This is a genomic window from Sporosarcina sp. D27 (assembly GCF_000586555.1).
Classification (GTDB): Bacteria; Bacillota; Bacilli; order Bacillales_A; family Planococcaceae; genus Sporosarcina.
This window is the reverse complement of the sequence record NZ_AZUC01000046.1, coordinates 295661-313590: the sequence shown is the minus strand read 5'-3', so window position 1 is coordinate 313590 and position 17930 is coordinate 295661. Positions and strand designations below refer to the sequence as shown.

At 37.7% G+C, this 17930-nt stretch carries 18 protein-coding genes and 1 pseudogene; 16 read left to right on the top strand and 3 right to left on the bottom strand.

Annotated elements, in window-relative coordinates; all coding sequences use genetic code 11:
- Positions 1–7: 7 nt before the first annotated feature.
- Entirely contained in the window at positions 8–1033 is a 1026-nt protein-coding gene (locus N693_RS19140) for a cell wall metabolism sensor histidine kinase WalK (RefSeq protein WP_253271177.1), read from the top strand.
- Positions 1005–1700, top strand: a complete 696-nt coding sequence (locus tag N693_RS0109880) for a response regulator transcription factor (RefSeq protein ID WP_037593027.1) — start codon at positions 1005–1007, stop codon at positions 1698–1700. The genes N693_RS19140 and N693_RS0109880 overlap by 29 nt, the downstream gene beginning before the upstream one ends.
- Before the next feature lie 288 nt (positions 1701–1988).
- On the opposite strand, the gene N693_RS0109875 is transcribed toward N693_RS0109880, so the two are convergent.
- Positions 1989–2864, bottom strand: coding sequence for a LysR family transcriptional regulator (locus tag N693_RS0109875; protein WP_025784623.1), 876 nt, complete (start codon positions 2862–2864; stop codon positions 1989–1991).
- Between the two features lie 228 nt (positions 2865–3092).
- Here N693_RS0109875 and N693_RS0109870 point away from each other — a divergent pair, with 228 nt between their 5' ends.
- The 7 genes from N693_RS0109870 (at position 3093) to N693_RS0109840 (ending at position 10010) form a co-directional block, all read left to right on the top strand.
- Entirely contained in the window at positions 3093–3683 is a 591-nt protein-coding gene (locus N693_RS0109870; RefSeq protein ID WP_025784622.1) for an ankyrin repeat domain-containing protein, read from the top strand.
- Between the two features lie 34 nt (positions 3684–3717).
- A complete protein-coding gene (locus N693_RS0109865) occupies positions 3718–4113 on the top strand; it encodes a nucleoside deaminase (RefSeq protein WP_025784621.1) in 396 nt (131 codons plus the stop codon).
- A gap of 56 nt (positions 4114–4169) precedes the next feature.
- Positions 4170–4652, top strand: a complete 483-nt coding sequence (locus N693_RS0109860; RefSeq protein ID WP_025784620.1) for a nucleoside deaminase — start codon at positions 4170–4172, stop codon at positions 4650–4652.
- 18 nt (positions 4653–4670) lie between these two features.
- Positions 4671–5900 (top strand): amidohydrolase, encoded by a 1230-nt coding sequence (locus N693_RS0109855; RefSeq protein WP_025784619.1) that lies wholly within the window; start codon positions 4671–4673, stop codon positions 5898–5900.
- Between the two features lie 162 nt (positions 5901–6062).
- Positions 6063–7484: a DHA2 family efflux MFS transporter permease subunit gene (locus tag N693_RS0109850; protein ID WP_025784618.1), complete on the top strand. Its 1422-nt coding sequence runs from the start codon at positions 6063–6065 to the stop codon at positions 7482–7484.
- A gap of 70 nt (positions 7485–7554) precedes the next feature.
- Positions 7555–8802, top strand: coding sequence for an amidohydrolase (locus tag N693_RS0109845; protein ID WP_025784617.1), 1248 nt, complete (start codon positions 7555–7557; stop codon positions 8800–8802).
- Positions 8799–10010, top strand: coding sequence for an amidohydrolase (locus N693_RS0109840; RefSeq protein ID WP_025784616.1), 1212 nt, complete (start codon positions 8799–8801; stop codon positions 10008–10010). Before N693_RS0109845 ends, N693_RS0109840 begins: the two co-directional genes overlap by 4 nt.
- Before the next feature lie 722 nt (positions 10011–10732).
- On the opposite strand, the gene N693_RS0109835 is transcribed toward N693_RS0109840, so the two are convergent.
- Both N693_RS0109835 and N693_RS0109830 read right to left on the bottom strand, forming a co-directional pair.
- Positions 10733–11644: a DMT family transporter gene (locus N693_RS0109835; RefSeq protein ID WP_025784615.1), complete on the bottom strand. Its 912-nt coding sequence runs from the start codon at positions 11642–11644 to the stop codon at positions 10733–10735.
- Between the two features lie 35 nt (positions 11645–11679).
- Positions 11680–12816, bottom strand: coding sequence for an NADH-dependent flavin oxidoreductase (locus tag N693_RS0109830; protein WP_025784614.1), 1137 nt, complete (start codon positions 12814–12816; stop codon positions 11680–11682).
- Between the two features lie 147 nt (positions 12817–12963).
- Here N693_RS0109830 and N693_RS0109825 point away from each other — a divergent pair, with 147 nt between their 5' ends.
- From N693_RS0109825 to N693_RS0109800, 7 genes and pseudogenes are all read left to right on the top strand, one after another.
- Positions 12964–13839, top strand: a complete 876-nt coding sequence (locus tag N693_RS0109825) for a LysR family transcriptional regulator (RefSeq protein ID WP_025784613.1) — start codon at positions 12964–12966, stop codon at positions 13837–13839.
- A gap of 459 nt (positions 13840–14298) precedes the next feature.
- Positions 14299–14535, top strand: a complete 237-nt coding sequence (locus tag N693_RS20610; RefSeq protein WP_253271176.1) for a hypothetical protein — start codon at positions 14299–14301, stop codon at positions 14533–14535.
- An 18-nt stretch (positions 14536–14553) separates the two neighbouring features.
- A pseudogene (locus N693_RS20605) lies at positions 14554–14862 on the top strand (NUDIX hydrolase); the annotation flags it as partial.
- A 60-nt stretch (positions 14863–14922) separates the two neighbouring features.
- Entirely contained in the window at positions 14923–15462 is a 540-nt protein-coding gene (locus tag N693_RS0109815; RefSeq protein WP_025784612.1) for a DUF1572 domain-containing protein, read from the top strand.
- A gap of 193 nt (positions 15463–15655) precedes the next feature.
- Positions 15656–15949 (top strand): hypothetical protein, encoded by a 294-nt coding sequence (locus tag N693_RS0109810; RefSeq protein ID WP_025784611.1) that lies wholly within the window; start codon positions 15656–15658, stop codon positions 15947–15949.
- A 496-nt stretch (positions 15950–16445) separates the two neighbouring features.
- Entirely contained in the window at positions 16446–16799 is a 354-nt protein-coding gene (locus tag N693_RS0109805) for a hypothetical protein (RefSeq protein ID WP_025784610.1), read from the top strand.
- Positions 16800–17121: 322 nt separating this feature from the next.
- Positions 17122–17886: a serine hydrolase gene (locus N693_RS0109800; RefSeq protein WP_025784609.1), complete on the top strand. Its 765-nt coding sequence runs from the start codon at positions 17122–17124 to the stop codon at positions 17884–17886.
- Positions 17887–17930 lie beyond the last annotated feature (44 nt).

Genomic DNA, 17930 nt, shown 5'->3' with positions numbered 1-17930 from the left:
CAGTGTGATGATCTTAAAGCAAGAAAATAGCTTTTCGGAATTTTTGCAAAGGTGGGGGATCATTATCATCACCTTAATTCTTGGCGTTGCTATTTTTCTTGTTATTATGTTTAACCGATCGCTTAATAAAGCAGTTATTCTCCCTTTACGTGAACTCAATAAAAAAGTACAACTATTGAAAGAAAGTAAATTGGAAGGGAAAATTGAAATTTCAACTAGCAAAGGGGAAGTAAATGAGCTTGCACAAGAATTTGAGAAGTTGCGTGAGGCGTTAAACAGAGTTAGTAAAGAAAATAGAAAATATGAGGAAAATAGAAAAGAATTACTTTCTAATATCTCACATGACTTAAAAACACCGATCACTTCTATTATTGGATATGTAGAAGGATTAAAAGATGGTGTAGCAGGTACAAAAGCAAAACAAGATAAATACTTGAATATTGTTTATAATAAGGCGAAAAGCATGAACTTTTTAATCGATGACTTATTTGAGTTTTCTAAACTAGATCTGCAAAAATTACCTTTTCATTTTGAGTATATAGATCTTAAAAAATTTCTCGTCCATTTTGTTGAAGAATATCAATTAGACCTTGAGCAGAAAGACATCCAACTCAATTTACAAGATGTTCAGTTAAACAAAGCGTTTGTACGAATCGATGTACAGCAAATTCGTCGAGTGCTTGATAATATGATCCAAAATAGCGTTAAGCATATGAATAAGGAAGAAAAGCGGATAACAATTAATGCCAAACAAGATGCCGATAAAGCGATCATTACTGTGCGAGATAATGGTGCAGGAATGGCTGAAGAAAATGTAGAGATGATTTTTGATCGATTTTATCGTGTGGAAAGTGCAAGAAATAGTGATAAAGGCGGTAGTGGTTTAGGTTTGGCGATTGCTAGGCAAATTATTATAGAGCATGGTGGAATCATAAAAGCGTATAGCCAATTAGGTGCAGGAACAATCATTACATTTACGCTGCCTTTAAAGGAGAATGGAAAGAATGAAGGAAATTCTATTAGTGGAGGATGATCAGGATATAGCGGAATTGCAAAGGGATTATCTTGAGCTAAATGAGATGAATGTCCATATCGTTTCCGATGGAGTAGTCGGTTTAGAAGAAGGGCTCACCGAGAAATATGACTTAATCATACTGGACATCATGATTCCAAATATGACGGGATTTGAAATTTGTAAAAGATTGCGTGAGAAAGTGGATACACCTATTTTAATGGTGTCCGCTAAAAAGGAAGATATCGATAAAATCCGAGCGCTTGGATTTGGTGCGGATGATTATATTACGAAACCCTTTAGTCCGAATGAGTTGGTCGCTCGGGTGAAATCTCATATAAATCGTTTTGAGCGTTTAACAAAGGGATCACAGTCATCGTCGGATGAAATCTTAGAAATTAACGATATTCGTTTGAATACAAAATCACATAAAGTATTTTCCTTTGACCAAGAAGTTAATTTGACGACGAAGGAATTTGAGGTATTGAAGTTTCTCATGAAACATCCAAATCACGTGTTCAGTAAAGAAGATTTATTTGAACGCGTTTGGGGCTTGGATTCGTATGGTGATACATCAACCGTCGTTGTGCATATTAAGCGACTGCGAGAAAAGATAGAATTCGATCCGAAAAATCCAGTGGTCTTAGAAACGATTTGGGGTTCGGGATATCGATTGAATAATACTTGAAATTTGTCAAGGAGTATTAAAACTAGGTAAAGTAATATACTTAGTGTATGACTTAATAAGGTCAAAGTAGGTCGATAACTTGTCAGTCAAGTACGCTCTACACGATTGGTCTCCTTTGTGGAATTGTTTTTATCGCTGACTTTATTTATTCATGGTCTGTTACCATATTCCCTTCTAAGAAGATGAATAAGTAATAGGATAAAACAAATTAAGAAACCCAGTTATTCTTCTTGTATGAAGATAGCTGGGTTTTTAAAGTTGGAGGCACGAGTAATCCTCTACTAGTTTTTATACATCTTGAAACAGCTTAATAAAATTTTGAGCAGCCTTGGATAAGCTATGATCTTTGAGCCATATGAGCCCAACCGATCCAGACAACTCAGTTTTGCTTGCTATCCGATGAGCATTTATCGGATGTCCTCGAAATCGTTGTAGTAAAGTTTCTGGAACGATAGATGCAGCAAAGTTGGCTGCTACTAGGTCCATCAAAAGACTAATATCAGAACATCCCCCAATAATAGTTGGGTGTAATTTGAAACGAGAAAACGCTTCTTGAATTAAGTAATGCACACCTAATCCCTCTGTACTTGGAAAAAGGAGAGGAAACTGCTGAATCTCAGCAAGTGATACGTCTTCATCAAATGCTGGAGCTTCCTTAGATGTAATGAAATAAAATGGCTCATTACATAGATGAAGCACGGAAAAGTCGTCCAAAGGGAGCGGCAAGCGGATAATTGCTAATTCCACAATTCGATCCCTGACTAATTGACAAAGATGGGTAGATTCATTTTGTTGAATTTCATACGTAATCTTTGGAAATTGTGTATGAAACTCTTTAAGAATTTCCGGCATTCCGTTAACGGAAAAGGTGTTGACACCAATCGTGAGCCGTCCATTTACACCTTTACCAACTTCCGTTACTTCTGTTTTCGTATCTTCCATCAATTGAGTGATTGCTAAAGCGTTTTTGTAAAGTGCATTTCCTGCCTCTGTCACTTCTAAAAATTTTCCACTTCGCTCGATTAATTTTGAACCGAGCTCCATCTCCATTGCTTTCAATTGTTGGCTTAATGGGGGTTGGGACATATGAAGTTTTTTAGCAGCAGCAGAAATCTTCCTTTCTTCTACAATTGCAATGAAATAGCGCAGTTGTCTAATATCCATCATTAACATCCTCTCGATTAGGTATATGCAAAACATTAACAAAACGAATTTTATTAATATTTTTCATATAAACATCCTCATGATAACATGTTTATAAAGGAGGTGCAGGTTATATTGAGGCTAAAAGGGATTTTTATAAGTTCTCTTGTAGTTATGCTTACTGCATGTAGCACGGCTCCAAACTCCGAGGAAAGTTCACCTATACAAGAAAAAGAGGAGGGAACTGCTATAGAACAACAGTTAATTTCTGCAGTAGCAGAAGGAGACACAAAAACCGTTTTAGAATTATTAGAAGGCGGAGCAGATATTAATGCGACGAATAATCAAGGAGATACCGCTTTAATGGCTGCGACGAAGAAAAACAATGTTGATACAGTTAAAGTACTTATCGAGCAAGGAGCAGACATAAATATTCAAAATAACAATAAGGATAATGTGCTTTTATATGCTGGAGCAGAAGGTTTGCTGGAAATTGTGAAACTTGCTGTTCAAGCCGGGGCAGATACAACAATTACAAATCGTTTTGGTGGAACTGCGCTCATACCGGCTTCAGATCGAGGACATGTGGATATTGTGGAGGAGCTTTTAACTAACTCTGACACGGACGTGAATCACCTTAATGACTTGCATTGGACGGCACTATTGGAAGCAGTCATTTTAGGAGATGGCAGTGGGGATTATCAACAAATCGTACAATTATTAGTTGACCATGGCGCTGATGTCAATATTAGTGATCGAGATGGAGTTACCCCATTGGAACACGCGGAAAAACGGGGATTTAGAGAAATTGAACGTATTTTGAAAGAAGCCGGTGCGTAATTGTCATATTTGAGCATGAAAAGGGGTGAATAAAATGACAAAACATGAATGGATGCAACAAGCGATCAAACTGGCAAGTGAAAATGAACGTAAACACCATGGACCACCATTTGGAGCAATCGTTGTAAAAGACGGAAAAATGATTGGACGCGGTGTCAATGATGTATTAGCAACGAACGATCCGATTACCCATGCAGAAATTCAATCTGTTCGTGAAGCTTGCAAAACATTGAACACAACGAATCTTGAAGGTTGTGAGATCTATACCAGTACAGAGCCTTGTCCGATGTGTTTGAGTGCCATTTATTATACGGGAATAAACACCGTATATTTTTCTGATCCTAGTAATTCTAGCCAAGACTATGTATACAATCAGCTTTCTTTATCACATGAGGAACGGGATATTCAAATGATTCAACTAAAAGAATAATGGATAGATAATTTTTTAACCTAGGTTAGATAAAAATAATAATGAGGTGAATTGAAATGGATTTTGTAAAACGAACAATTGATTTGGCACGTGAAAATGTAGAAGCGGGCGGACGTCCGTTTGCAACGGTGATCGTACGTGACGGGGAAGTTATTGCTGAAAGTCCAAATTTAGTAGCACAAACGAATGATCCAACTGCCCATGCTGAAATAGTCGCTATTAGGGAAGCGTGTAAAAAGTTGCAAACCGAAAATTTAACCGATTGTGATATTTATATTCTCACAACACCGTGTCCCATGTGTTTAGGTGCGCTTTATTATTGCAGTCCTAGAAAAGTCATTTATATTACAACCCGTGAAGAGTATGCTCCTTATTATAAAGATGATCGTAAGTACTTCGAGTTGGAAACGTTTTATGATGAATATAGCAAACCAATTGAAGAACGTCGATTGCCAATGGTCCAACAGCCGGATGGAGATAGTATTGAGGTGTATCAACGCTGGAGTGAATTAAATTCTAAGGAAAAGCTTAATAATTGATGGAAAGGATCGGATGATATGAGTTCTACTTATTGGTTAACAAATACACGCTTGGAGACAAACTACCAAATCGATGATGGCATGGTCACAGCTACTAATACGGAATATTTTCATCTCTTAATTAAGGATGGGAAAATTGGGGAAATAATATCTGCCACTGAGAAAATAAACGATGATGTGCCAAAAAAAGATGCAAAACAACTACTAGCACTTCCATCTTTTATTGAAAAGCATTGTCATTTGGACAAAACGTTGCTTGGTGATCGATGGCGTTCTGTTAGGCCCGTACGTAATATCTTTGAACGTCTTGACATTGAAAAAGAGGTTCTTCCTTCTTTGGAGACGTCTACACAGGAACGTGCGGAAATGTTACTTGGTATATATGTAGACTCCGGTATTACTCATGTGCGTACACATGTGGATATTTATCCTGAAGTTGGATTAAAGAATTTAGAGGATGTTCAAAAAGCGCTGCATACGTATGAAGGGAAATTAACGCATGAAATTGTTGCTTTTCCTCAACACGGCTTATTACGTACAGATTCAAGGGAATTGGTGAGAAAAGCACTGCAAAATGGCGCGAGCTTTGTGGGTGGTGTTGATCCAGCTACTGTCGATGGAGATATAGAGGCATCGTTAAAAGCGATGGTTGATTTAGCTGTAGAAGAAAATGCTGGAATCGACTTACATTTGCATGATCCGGATCAGTTGGGGATTTTCACAATGAAGAGACTAGCCCAGTTAACAAAAGCAGCTGGCTTGCAAGGAAAAGTAGCAATTAGTCATGCTTTTGGGCTTGGAGATATTCCATTATCCGAAGCGAAAGAGATGGCTGAATTACTTGCTGATGCGGGCATTACGATTATTTCTAGTGTGCCAATTGATCGTAAATTCCCACCGATGGGCTTTTTACGCGAAAGCGGTGTGTCTGTTGCGGTTGGATGTGATAATATTTTTGACGTTTGGTCACCATTTGGTAATGGGGATATTTTAGAACGCGTTGGACGTTTGGCTGAAATTTCTGGTTGGGTGGATGAACGTTCATTGGCACAAGCACTACACTATATTACTGGTGGTAAAACGCCTCTTAATTATGAAGGTGATCAAGTTTGGCCGAAAGTTGGCAATGACGCTAATATTGTTTTAGTCGAAGCTTCTTGTTCAGCAGAAGCTGTTGCACGAAGAGCTAAACGAGTAGCTACAATATTCAAAGGGGAAATAGTTTCAAGCTCCCTCAAATCATATTAAAAGTGAGTAAATTACACGTTTATTCTTCATACAAAATGGGACTAGGGTGCTCACAGAATGCTTGCTACGTTGTTGCGATAGTCATTCTGTGAGCTTCTTTATTGCTATGTGAAGGGGTAACCAGTAGTGTTCAAAGCTTAAAGGAGTTGTAGATGGCACATAATGTTTGACAAACAAAGTCGAGTGAAAGTAGTGCCATTAATGACGGCATTACTAATTTGTGGATTTATGGGCATGTTTAGTGAAACGGCCCTTAATATTGCTTTACATAATTTAATGAAAGAATTTGATGTTTCTCCAGCTACTGTGCAGTGGCTGACGACTAGTTATTTGCTTGTATTAGGTATTCTTATTCCTATTTCAGGTTTGCTAATTAGACGTTTTAAAACGAAAAAAATATTTGTTACCGCTTTATTGTTTTCCATTACTGGTTTAGTGCTTGCAGCCAATTCTTCCAACTTTACGGTGCTGATACTTGGTCGAATCATCCAAGCATGTGGAACAGGATTAGTCACACCAATTTTATTCAACACCATTTTGGTTATTTTTCCACCACACAGGCGTGGGGTCGCGATGGGTACCGTTAGTTTAGTTATGATGTTTGCGCCAGCAACCGGTCCAGCGATTGCCGGATTCATAATGGAATATCTGAGTTGGCATTGGGTGTTTTGGATACCGATTCCTTTTTTATTGTTTTCCTTATGCTTAGGTCTTGTGTACTTAATTGACCTATCTATTGAAAAGAAACCAGCCATTGATTATATCTCTATTGTTTTATCCACATTAGGATTTAGTGGGCTTGTTATGGGATTCAGCCTAGCTGGAGATGAACAAATCGGATGGTACGGTTTACCGGTTATGCTCTCTCTTTTAATCGGAGGAATTTCCTTACTATTGTTTGGACGGCGTCAATTAAAGCTCGAAGAGCCCATTCTTAACGTTCGTGTTTTCAAACATCCGATGTTTATAATTGGGATAGTATTAACAATTTTGAGTAATTTCATCATTTTCTCAAGTAATTTACTATTGCCGATGTATATTCAAGGCGGTTTAGGTTTGTCGTCCTCTGAAGCAGGCTTGTTGTTGCTGCCTGGAGGGATTCTTAATGGGATCTTGGCGCTCGTTACAGGACATTTATTTGATAAATTTGGACCGAGATGGGTAGTCATTCCGGGCTTTGTATTAGATCTCATTTCGGTAGTCGTTTTTTCACAAATATCTACTGCTACCGAAGGATTCACGATTATTATCTTCTATACTTTGTTAATGGTAGGAATGTCTATGATTACGACGCCTTCACAAACGAACGGATTAAATCAGTTAGAACGAAGTAATTATCCTGATGGAACGGCAATCGTGAATACGACCATTCAAACTTCAGGTGCCATTGGCACAGCAATCGCCGTCGGCATACTGAATAAAAGCCAAAACGCTTTTTTAGCTCACGTTCATAACCCGCATGATGCTGCTGTTAAAGCAGAGGGTTTGATCTATGGAGTTCAACATGCATACATCTTTGCTGTCATCATCGCTGTGATTGGTCTGATTTGTTCTCTATTTATTAAACGAGTGTTCGTCAGTTAAGTGACGCTAAAGTGTAAAAGCTTTTGCGTGAGTCCTATTTAAAAGAAAACTATAAAAGGGAGAGATTGTTTTGGCATTGTTATTAAAGAATGTGCGTTTGGAAACAGGGTATTTGTATGATCAATCGTTCGTCACGGCTACAGAGACGAAATTAGTTGATATCTTGATTGAAAATGGCAAGTTTGTTGAAATAGCACCAACGATCGAAGCAAGCGATGCAGCAGTAGTAGATGCTAAAGAGCAACTACTCGTTCCATCGTTCAAAGAAATGCATACACATATCGATAAAACATACTTCGGCGGAGAATGGAAAGCGCCAACTCCAGCTACAGAAGGGATTTTTAGCCGTTTAAAAGAAGAAGCCACTATATTGCCTAAACAATTGAATGTAGCTGAAGAGAGAGCCCACGCTATTGTGCGGCACTATATTAAACACGGACATACCCATATACGTACGCATGTGAATGTTGACCCGCAAATTGAGACGAAGCATATGGAAATAGCGAAGCGTGTATTAGAAAGTTATGAGGATCAAATTACGTATGAAATCGTTGCTTTCCCACAACATGGTTTATTACGTAACGGTCCAGAATTTATAACAATCCTTGAAAAAGCATTACAGATGGGAGCCACTCATATCGGTGGGGTAGATCCTGCTTTAATAGATCGCAATAGCCGAGAAGTGTTAAACATAACTTTTGAATTAGCCAAACAATATAATGTAGCCATTGACCTCCATTTACATGAACAAAACACATTAGGGGAATTTGAAATCCAACAAATTCTGAATGAAATCGAACGAAGATCTTTTACGAAGGAAGTCACACTCAGTCATGCATTCGCATTAGCAGACTTGCCCCAACAAGCATTAGACAAGCTTATAGATCGAGTAGCTGCAAATAATGTTGGAGTGACAACCACGGTTCCAATCGGTGCAGGTCCGATTACAATCCCAGTGAAGTATATGTATGATCGGGGCGTAAAAGTTTCTTTTGGACATGATAGCCTGATTGATCATTGGTCACCTTTTGGAAGCGGGGATACAATTCAAAAGTTAAATCAATTTATCCAACGCTTTGGCTACATCGATGAATGGCATATTGGGCAGTCTTTGAAGTATGCAACAGGCGGATTAACACCATTAAGTGAGGAAGGTGAGCAACAGTGGCCAAAAGTTGGGGATACGGCCAATGCACTACTCGTGGATGCAATTAGCTCCGCACATCTGATTGCTAGACAATGCCCGATTTCGACAGTGATTTCAAAAGGGAATGTCATTCATGAAGAAGAGGTAGACCTGAAGGGGGAATTCCGATGAGTACATGGCTACGAAACGTTCGACTTGAAATTGGTGAAACTACGTATGAAGATGGCAGCATTCAAACCGTAACCGATTTGTTTCATATTCAAGTTGCGAAAGAAGGAATTCAGACGATACTCCTAGCAACTGAAAATATCCCGGTTGAAGATGCCATTGATATGGAAGGGAAATTAGCACTTCCTGCATTCAAAGAAATGCATAATCATTTGGATAAAACGTATCTGTCATTAGGATGGAGAGCTTGTCGCCCCGTAAAGAATTTATCCGAACGATTGGCTCTTGAAGCTGTAGAGTTAGAGGAACTTGCTGAAACAGCGGAACAAAGAGCATCTGCCATGATTGAAATGCATTTAAGTAATGGTGTGAATCATATTCGAACACATGTGAATATTGACCCCTTCATTAAATTGAAAAATTTAGAAGGCGTTAAAAAAGCACTGAAAGCTTATGAAGACTATTTAACATATGAAATTGTCGCGTTTCCTCAACACGGCTTGCTAGCTCATGAAGAAGTTCCTGATTTATTAAGACAAGCATTGGCATCTGGAGCAACCATCTTAGGGGGACTTGACCCGGCTGGTATTGATAAAGACATCGAAAAATCATTGCAGCTTACGATGGATATCGCGAAAGAGTATGACGTAGATGTCGACATGCATTTGCATGATAGAGGACAAGTAGGCTTCTATACAATGGATAAATGGCTGGACATGGTGAAAGAACAAGACTATATGAGATCTACTGCTTTTAGTCATGCATTCGGTTTAAGTAAATTGACGCCTCCTATGCAAAAGCGATTTTCCAAAAAAATGAGAGAACATAACGTGGAAATTATGTCTACCATCCCGATTTCTATAAACTCTCAGCTCATTCCAATTGATATAATGAGAGCGGAAGGCGTTAAAGTTGCTTTGGGCTGTGACGGTTTTTATGATTCTTGGAGCCCTTATGTTCCTGGAGATGTGTTGGAAAAAGTGCATAATTTCTGCGACTATACTGGGAAATCGGACGAACGATCGCTTCGCGAAAGTTTAAGTTTAATTACCCAAGGTGTAATTCCTTTAAATGGTGAAGGTGTACAAGTGTGGCCAATGGTTGGGGATGAGGCGAGCTTTGTATTTGTAGATGCAAGCTGCAGTGCAGAAGCAGTTGCAAGACTACCGAAAGACAGGCAGTTAATGCAAAAAGGGATGTTATACAAATAAAATATTAGAAAACAATGGAATAAATGTTACAAGCTATACAAGGAGAACAAAAAGTTTTCCGAAACGAATTGAATCAATGTATCCGGAGCGATGAATGAACGTTTGGTGAAACGTGTTAGCCAAAATGGTGAATACACTACAATTGCATTAAATAAAGAAACCAACTGTGTCAATATCAGGAAGGCTTCTTTGTGTATTATTTCCAAAATAAATAGTTCGAACAAAAAACTCTAGATCACTTATCTAGAGTTTTTTTGTTCGAACGGGTGTTATGTCTACTATTGTGTATGTAACATCCAAAGTAGATGTATTATAGCGTATTTATAAAACTCACGAATCTAACAGAGTGAAAATATGCTAGAATTTGACACCTTTTAAACGATGTTGTCACTTCAGGAGTTATTTTGCATCGTTATCTTGCACTATAAGTAAATATAAAAAAAGCCCAATTTCTCAGCTTTAAAATGAGAAATTGGGCTTTGATCGTTACTTCGAAAGCGCCCTTTATCAGCACTTCAAAAGATAGCAAAAGTGATTGATGATTTTTGAAAAAATAGATTTAAACTATCGGGTGCTTTAGTTCAATAAGGAGTAAAGCACTTTTTCCTGATGACTAAAGGAGCAGGTTAGTTCAATAAGGAATTTTCAGCTTGTTCAACAGGGAAGAATTGATGATAAAAGTAACGACACCGTCTTTAGTAACAAAAGCTCACTACTACAGTTCAGTCTTGCCGTTTCAGATTAGAAGTCATATAAATCTTCCGTCCAGTATCTGTTTTATTATTATTCGCTTTAAGGGAGTAGAATAACCCAACAAAGATACAAAGAATGCCGAGTAATTGTAACCATTTTAAATGTGTACCCGTCACAGCAATATCTAGTAAGATAGCGACTGCAGGGTCTATAAAAATCATAAAAGAGAAAACAGACGTAGGCAACTGTCGGATACTACTGAAAAATAAAATATACACGATTCCAGTATGAACAATTCCCGTTGTGATGACGTAGCTCCATTGGGAAGTTCCTATTGCTTGGTAACTGAAAAAATGAATAAAAGGCAGTAATACGATTAATCCTATCACCATTTGAAGAAAAGTGGTTGCATATACAGTTGTTTTTGTAATGCTCTTTCCTAGAATCATCGTTGCCGAATAGAAACATGCCGCAATAATGCTGTATATTATTCCCTTCCAGCTTGCAGAAGTTATATGGAATCCATTCGTCCCTACAATGCACATTGTCCCAATAAAGCAAATCAAGATAGCAAGATAGGTGAATTTTGTCATTTGCTCCTTAAAGAAAAGGGTTCCTACGGCAAGAACCATGATAGGAGCCAAATGATATAGGGTAATTGCGATTGTAATAGACGTCATTTCAAATGCTTTGAAAAGAAACACCCAGTTCAATACATTCGCGATTCCACAACAAACAATAAAAAATAATTCTTTCCTATCCCATCGCTCTCTTTTAAAACTCCCTGTTAAAATCCAAGCAATCCATAGGAAGACAGCGGCAAATATACAACGAATCCATACGAGTTCAATTGCCGGAAGCCCAGTGAGATTTGAGAAAAAAACAACGGACCCAAAGATGGACATGGCTACAATTAATTGAAATACAGCAATTTTATTCATATCCATTCTCCTTACTTGAATATATACCCATGTGTTTATCTCTTTTCAGGCATACCATCGCGTTTGAGAATATTATTCCACATTGCATCCGGAATAGAGAGTGTCTGTTGACTATCACGTGGCAAATTAGTTCGAATCTCTTCTTCTCTACCTTCTTTTAATTTTTTAACCCAATCGGGCTCCATTAGAATCTCTCTGCCTAACGCAAATAGGGGTATGCCTTTCTCTAATACGGCCAATGCATCATCCGGTGTATGGATAGAACCAAGTGACATGAAAGTTGTTCTGTCAGCGATTACATTTCGAAAAATCTCTGATCTTGTCTTCGTTTGATCCGAACCACTGCGAGGCATTGACCAAACGTTTTTAACAGAGAGATGTAAATAGGAAAGATCTAAATTAGCTAGCCGATCTACTAATGCGATGCTCTCCTCCATTATTATCCCTCCTACTTCTGGTTCTTCTGGTGAGAATCGATACCCAATTATAAAGTTGTTGTCCGCATATTGATCCCGTACCCGTTTTACTTCTTCTATCACAGCAAGTGGAAAACACATCCGTTTTTCCAGAGTTCCACCCCACATATCTGTTCGGTGATTTGAATATCCAGAGAAAAATTGTTGGATAAGGTATCCGTTAGCCCCATGAATTTCTACGCCATCAAAACCTGCACAAATGGCCATCATCGTTGCCTGTCCGAAATCTTGAATAGTGGATAGTATTTCTTCATGTGTCAGTGTACGCGGAATGTATGCATCTTCTTTGTCCTTATAGATACTTGCAACAACGCCGCTAGGGCTTACCATTTGCTTATCGCCAATTTCCCCAATAAGGCTCTCGCTTCCTCCGTGATGGAGTTGGAGGATTGCTTTTGCTCCTTTTTCTTGAATTGTAGCCGCCAAATTGGTGAGACCTGAAATATTCTGCTCCCCATAAGCTTTCATTTGCCGGGGAAAGCTAGTGGCAAGGGGTGATATTGTTGCAGCTGCTGTAATGAACATACCAGGGCCATTTGATCTTCTCTTATAGTAAGCAAGTTCTTCGTAAGATACGCTTCCATCTATATTTCCGGAATAGGTCGTCATCGGAGCCACGACTACTCGATTAGTAAGGCTTACCCCATTTGAAAGTGCGTACGGTGATAGAATCTTTTCATATTGCTGTTTTGTCATAACATATTTGCTCCCATTTCTGTGTTTTTATTTGATTTGCTTTACAATGAATATTGTATTTTAAAAAGTAATATAAGTAAAATGAATGTTTCTTATTTAAAGTATTTGAATTTCTCATGTATAATATAGAAAAGGATGTGAAGCGATTTGAATTTCTTCCAACTTGAAGTGCTACTGAAAGTAGTGGAGAGCGGGAATTTTACAAAGGCTGGTCAGGAAATTGGGTTGACCCAATCAGGTGTGAGCCACAACATTACTACGCTTGAATCGGAACTTGGTGTGACACTATTAAAACGTGGAAGGGGCGGTACATCACTGACAACTGCAGGTGAGTATATCATTCCACATATACGAAGTATTGTAGCTCATATGGCTCATATGGAGCAGAAAGTTGCCTCCATAAAAGGACTGGAATTAGGAAAGATTTCTATCGGGAGTTTTCCTAGTTTTACAGCCTCATTTATACCTGCTTTGTTTTCTATATGTAAAGAACGCTTTCCGAATATCGAAATCGTATTATATGAAGGTGGGTATGAAGATATTGTAAAGTGGGTTGAAGAGGGAACTGTGGACCTTGGCTTTACAGCATTACCAGTTAAAGGTGTAGAATGTATACATCTATTGGAAGACCCTTTGTCTGCAGTCATATATGATGAGCATCCTTTTGTAGAAAAGAATGTTGTCACGATGGAAAATTTCGTTGAGGAATCTTTTATCATGTTACGCTCTGGATGTGAAGCGCTTATAGAAGATGAATTTCGTAAAGCGCATCTTCCCTTACATGTTTCTTATAATAGTAAAGATAATGAAACGGTAATCTCTATGGTAAAGGGAAAACTAGGTGTTACTATTATGCCAAACCTTGCAATTCCTGAAAATACAGAGAAGATTCGTATATTGCCTTTGTACCCGCAGCTAGTCCGAAATATTGGTTTGATCATGAAGTCTTCGGAAAACCTAACACCGATCGCACAAGAGTTCTTTAAAATTGTAACAAGTTACTTTAAAGAGTATGGGGAGTAAAGATTAAAAAGCGATTCTGTACAGAGAGAAGACTTTTATAGAGGCACTTTTTATTTGTTGAATGAATTGTAGTTTGTGAATGATTGCACTTAAACTAACGGGGCAGATTGCCAGCAGAAGAAGTTAAAAAGAAATTATTCGATTGAACTAATTGGAATTGGTTAAATCGAAGTAGAGACCCGAAGTAGCGATAAATGGAAATGCAGTAAAGAAATTTTATGTCGTGAAAACCTCTGAATTATGACAATTGTTAAAATAAGTAAAGAACTTTTCATCTTATTAATAAATATATATATCGACGTATTCATTGGTTTTTGAGGTGCGTTCAGTAAAGAACTTTTTTGTTACACAACAATTGCTTAAATTAACCTCTTTGGATAGAATTGTCTAAAGAGGTTTTTTCTATACAAATTAAGAATGATACATATTGAAAAATGAAATGAGTTTTTGAGGGGAACTGTGAATAAGTGGAAAACATTGAAATCTGAGTATATACATGAAAGTCCATCCGGAAATATTAGAATAGATAGTTGTGGACTTCCAAACGGTATAGTGATTAATAATTATTATGTGAATGAGTATTCTGATTGGGTAAATGCAATTGTAATTACTAAAGAAAACCAAATTGTACTGGTTGAACAATATTGCCATGCAGGCGAAGATTTCTTCTTAGAAGTACCTGCTGGGAAAAAATAAAGTTATGAAACGCATGAGGAAGGCTTAATAAGAGAGGTGAAAGAAGAAACAGGTTACACTTCTTTTAGAAAACCTATTTTCTTAGGTGAATTTATGGTGAATCCAGCAATACAGAACAATAAAGTGAAGACCTATCTAATTCTTGGCGCCTATAAAGCGTATGGGCAAGATGTGGATGATACCGAAGAACTAACAGTTAGGTTATGTGACTTCGATAATTTTGAAAATCAAATACTATCAAACAAAATTAAAACGCAGTTATTCACGGTGACAGCCTATTTGATGGCTAAAAACTTTATCCTTGAAAACCCATATGAAAAGTCTTAATACTGCAAATACGTTATTCAAGAAAAGGGGCCGGAATGCAGGGCGGAAGGGAGTGCTTTTATGGATTTTGGAAATGAGTACTTGAAGATTGTGAAAGAAAGATTTGAAAGTGTTAAAGATTTAGGCGATAAAACAATAAGTCAATTATCAGAGGAAGATATACACTGGAGTTTAAATGAGTCTTCAAATAGCATTGCAATTATTGTAAAACATTTAAGTGGAAATATGATTTCCAGATGGACAGACTTTTTAACAACGGATGGAGAAAAGCCTTCTAGAAAACGTGATCAGGAATTTGAAGATGACATTTCCTCAAGACAAGAGATGGTAACTGTTTGGGAAAAAGGCTGGATTACACTTCTTGGTACAATGAATGGGTTAAAAAACCAAGACTTATTAAAAAATATAACAATTCGTGGTGAGCAGCACACTGTGCTAGAAGCGATCGAAAGGCAGATGGCTCATTATTCTTATCACGTTGGTCAGATTGTTTACATTGGCAAGCAATTAAAAGATGAAAGCTGGGAAACCCTTAGCATCCCAAAAGGAAATTCAGTTGCTTACTTACAAAAGATGTTAAAAAAACATCAGTCTAAGTAATAGTAGACACTTGTTCTGAACTTGAGGGATTTGCAGGTCCTAACCATACTGAAAACACAGGGATGACTTTGTGAAAAGATGGATATCATGCATCACTTTGCTGTTCGTTTTGATTGGAGTCCTCAGTGCTTGCAACGATCAGAGTGTTGTTAACCTGAAGGGGGAAAGTGATTATTGGCAGGGGACGTTCGTGATGACTCAACCTTTCAAAAAGAGAAGTACAGAGTCCCTTTCCTATAAGGACTATGAGTTGAGGGTGATATTCAAAGGGAAGGCTAAGGAATTGGAAGGTGTGAACATTTTGGAATATGGCTATGCAACAGATTTAATAGGCGCGAGCACAGAGTTGCGTTTTCCTGAATTTCCCGAAGATAAGACATTTTCGCTAAAAGGGCAAGAAACCGGTGAGACCACTATCGAGAAAGATGACAAGATTCTTATTACCATCAGGTGGGATGGACAGGAAGAATCGTTCACTGTGGACTGACGAATTGAAGCAGTTCAAGGGTTGAAGCAACACTAACAGCAGCAAGAGGTAATGTAACCGGAAGCTATAAACAGCATATGGAACCTAGGGGACATATTCTTTACCGTCTTGTTCTACATCGTTATCATGCTCTTCTTTTGGATCACGTAAACAAAAGGTCAAAATCGATCGGATCTGACCATTGGCCGGTGGAAGACAGGTATGCATTTATAGCAGAAAAGTAATATATTTGTGAATTCAAATAGGCTGACGATTTCTTATCCTTGGATCAGAATAAAGAAGTTGTAGAGATAGAGAGAGAGTTTATAGAAAATGAGTAATCCTTTCAAAAATCTATTTCTATTATCGGGTACAGTTGTAGAAGAATCATCGTTGCCTGAAACCAGCCGTTATGTTTAGAATGTCTTGTTTTTTTCTAGGGATATTAAAAGTTTAATAATGAAAAAGTATGCTATTCAAGCACGAAGAAATATTATTGAACAGTCGGGGTGATTCTATGGAAATTTATCAATATAAAAAAGAAACAGGCAAAAAGGTTACACAATTCAGTTCGGATTTTATATTGACACGTATTGCCCTTACTCAGAAAGCAAATATCGGATGTATGCACTTAGATAAGAACGGAGTAATTGGTTTCCATCAAGCTGTAGTACCGCAGCTTCTTTTAATTGTAAATGGAGAAGGTTTTGTTAGAGGAGAATCAAATGAATTTGTGAGAGTGCAAAGTGGTGAAGCGATTTTTTGGGAGAAGGATGAATGGCACGAAACCAAAACCGATACTGGCTTAACGGCAATTGTAATACAAAGCGAAGAGTTAGATATTTCATCATTAATGTCTTTACAAAAATAGGGTTTCTTCACCAATCGGGGGGATTCTGGAATAGGGATTATACCGTTAAAGGGACATTATGAAGTATACAAACTGTTGCTTTCCGCTCCAGACGGCACGCTTTCCAAGGGCGTGGCCTGAGCCTCCTCGGTCGCAAAAAAACGCTCCCTGCGGGGTCTCAAGGCGCACTCTGATCCCTACGGAGTCGGCCGTCTTCCACTCCAAGCAACGGCGAGTTTTTAATATAAAGCGTCCCTTCACCAATCGAGCCAGTTTTAGTTGAACAAAGACAAGTTTACAGAGAGAATAAGTAAATAGAAATAATGTAAAGTGGGGTTCGGAAATGGAGAAAGTTCTTGAAAAACTAAAGGAATTAGAGTCAGGAGAAGTTGGAATTATTATTTATTCTAATGTAAAACAGGATATACTTTCATCATTAAATAAGGGTTTATTAGTGCCTCTGGCTTCCGCGGCAAAAGTTGCAATTGCATTTGGTATAACAAAACTGGTTGAAGAAAGACACTATAAATGGACTGACATTGTTGAAGATATAATTTTAAATCCAGAAGAGGATAGTAAAGAGGTGTATCCTCACTTTCAAAGTAGAGACAACTTGGCACTCCAAGATGCGGTGGAAGTGATGATAGCCTGTCACGATAGTTTTGTTGCAGATAGAATTGTTCAATTTTGTGGTGGATGGGAAATGATTAACAATAAAATAAAATCATATTTTAAAAATATAAATATTACTCAGAATCCAAGGGACGTGGATAACCACGGAGAATTGAGTGAGATATTAGAACTCTTACAATTAATATATCAAGGATACAAAACTAATCCTGATTTATGGATTCCAGTTATTAATGGCTTAGTTAGGCAACGAGGTGATATAGAAGGTATACCAAGCCATTTCTTAAATCATATGACTGGTGGATTAGATAATGTAGTAGTTTATATTGGGATAATGGGTGAGTTTTCTAAAAATCCATTATTATTTGTTTTGGGTGCAAAGGAGTTACCAAATCGATATAAAGAGAAATTAGCAGATGAAATAATTATTGATGCTATGAAGTTAATTTATGATGAGTATTGCAATCAGGAAGTTTAATTGGAAAATAAAAATCTATCTAATTCATATAGTGCTTATTAAAC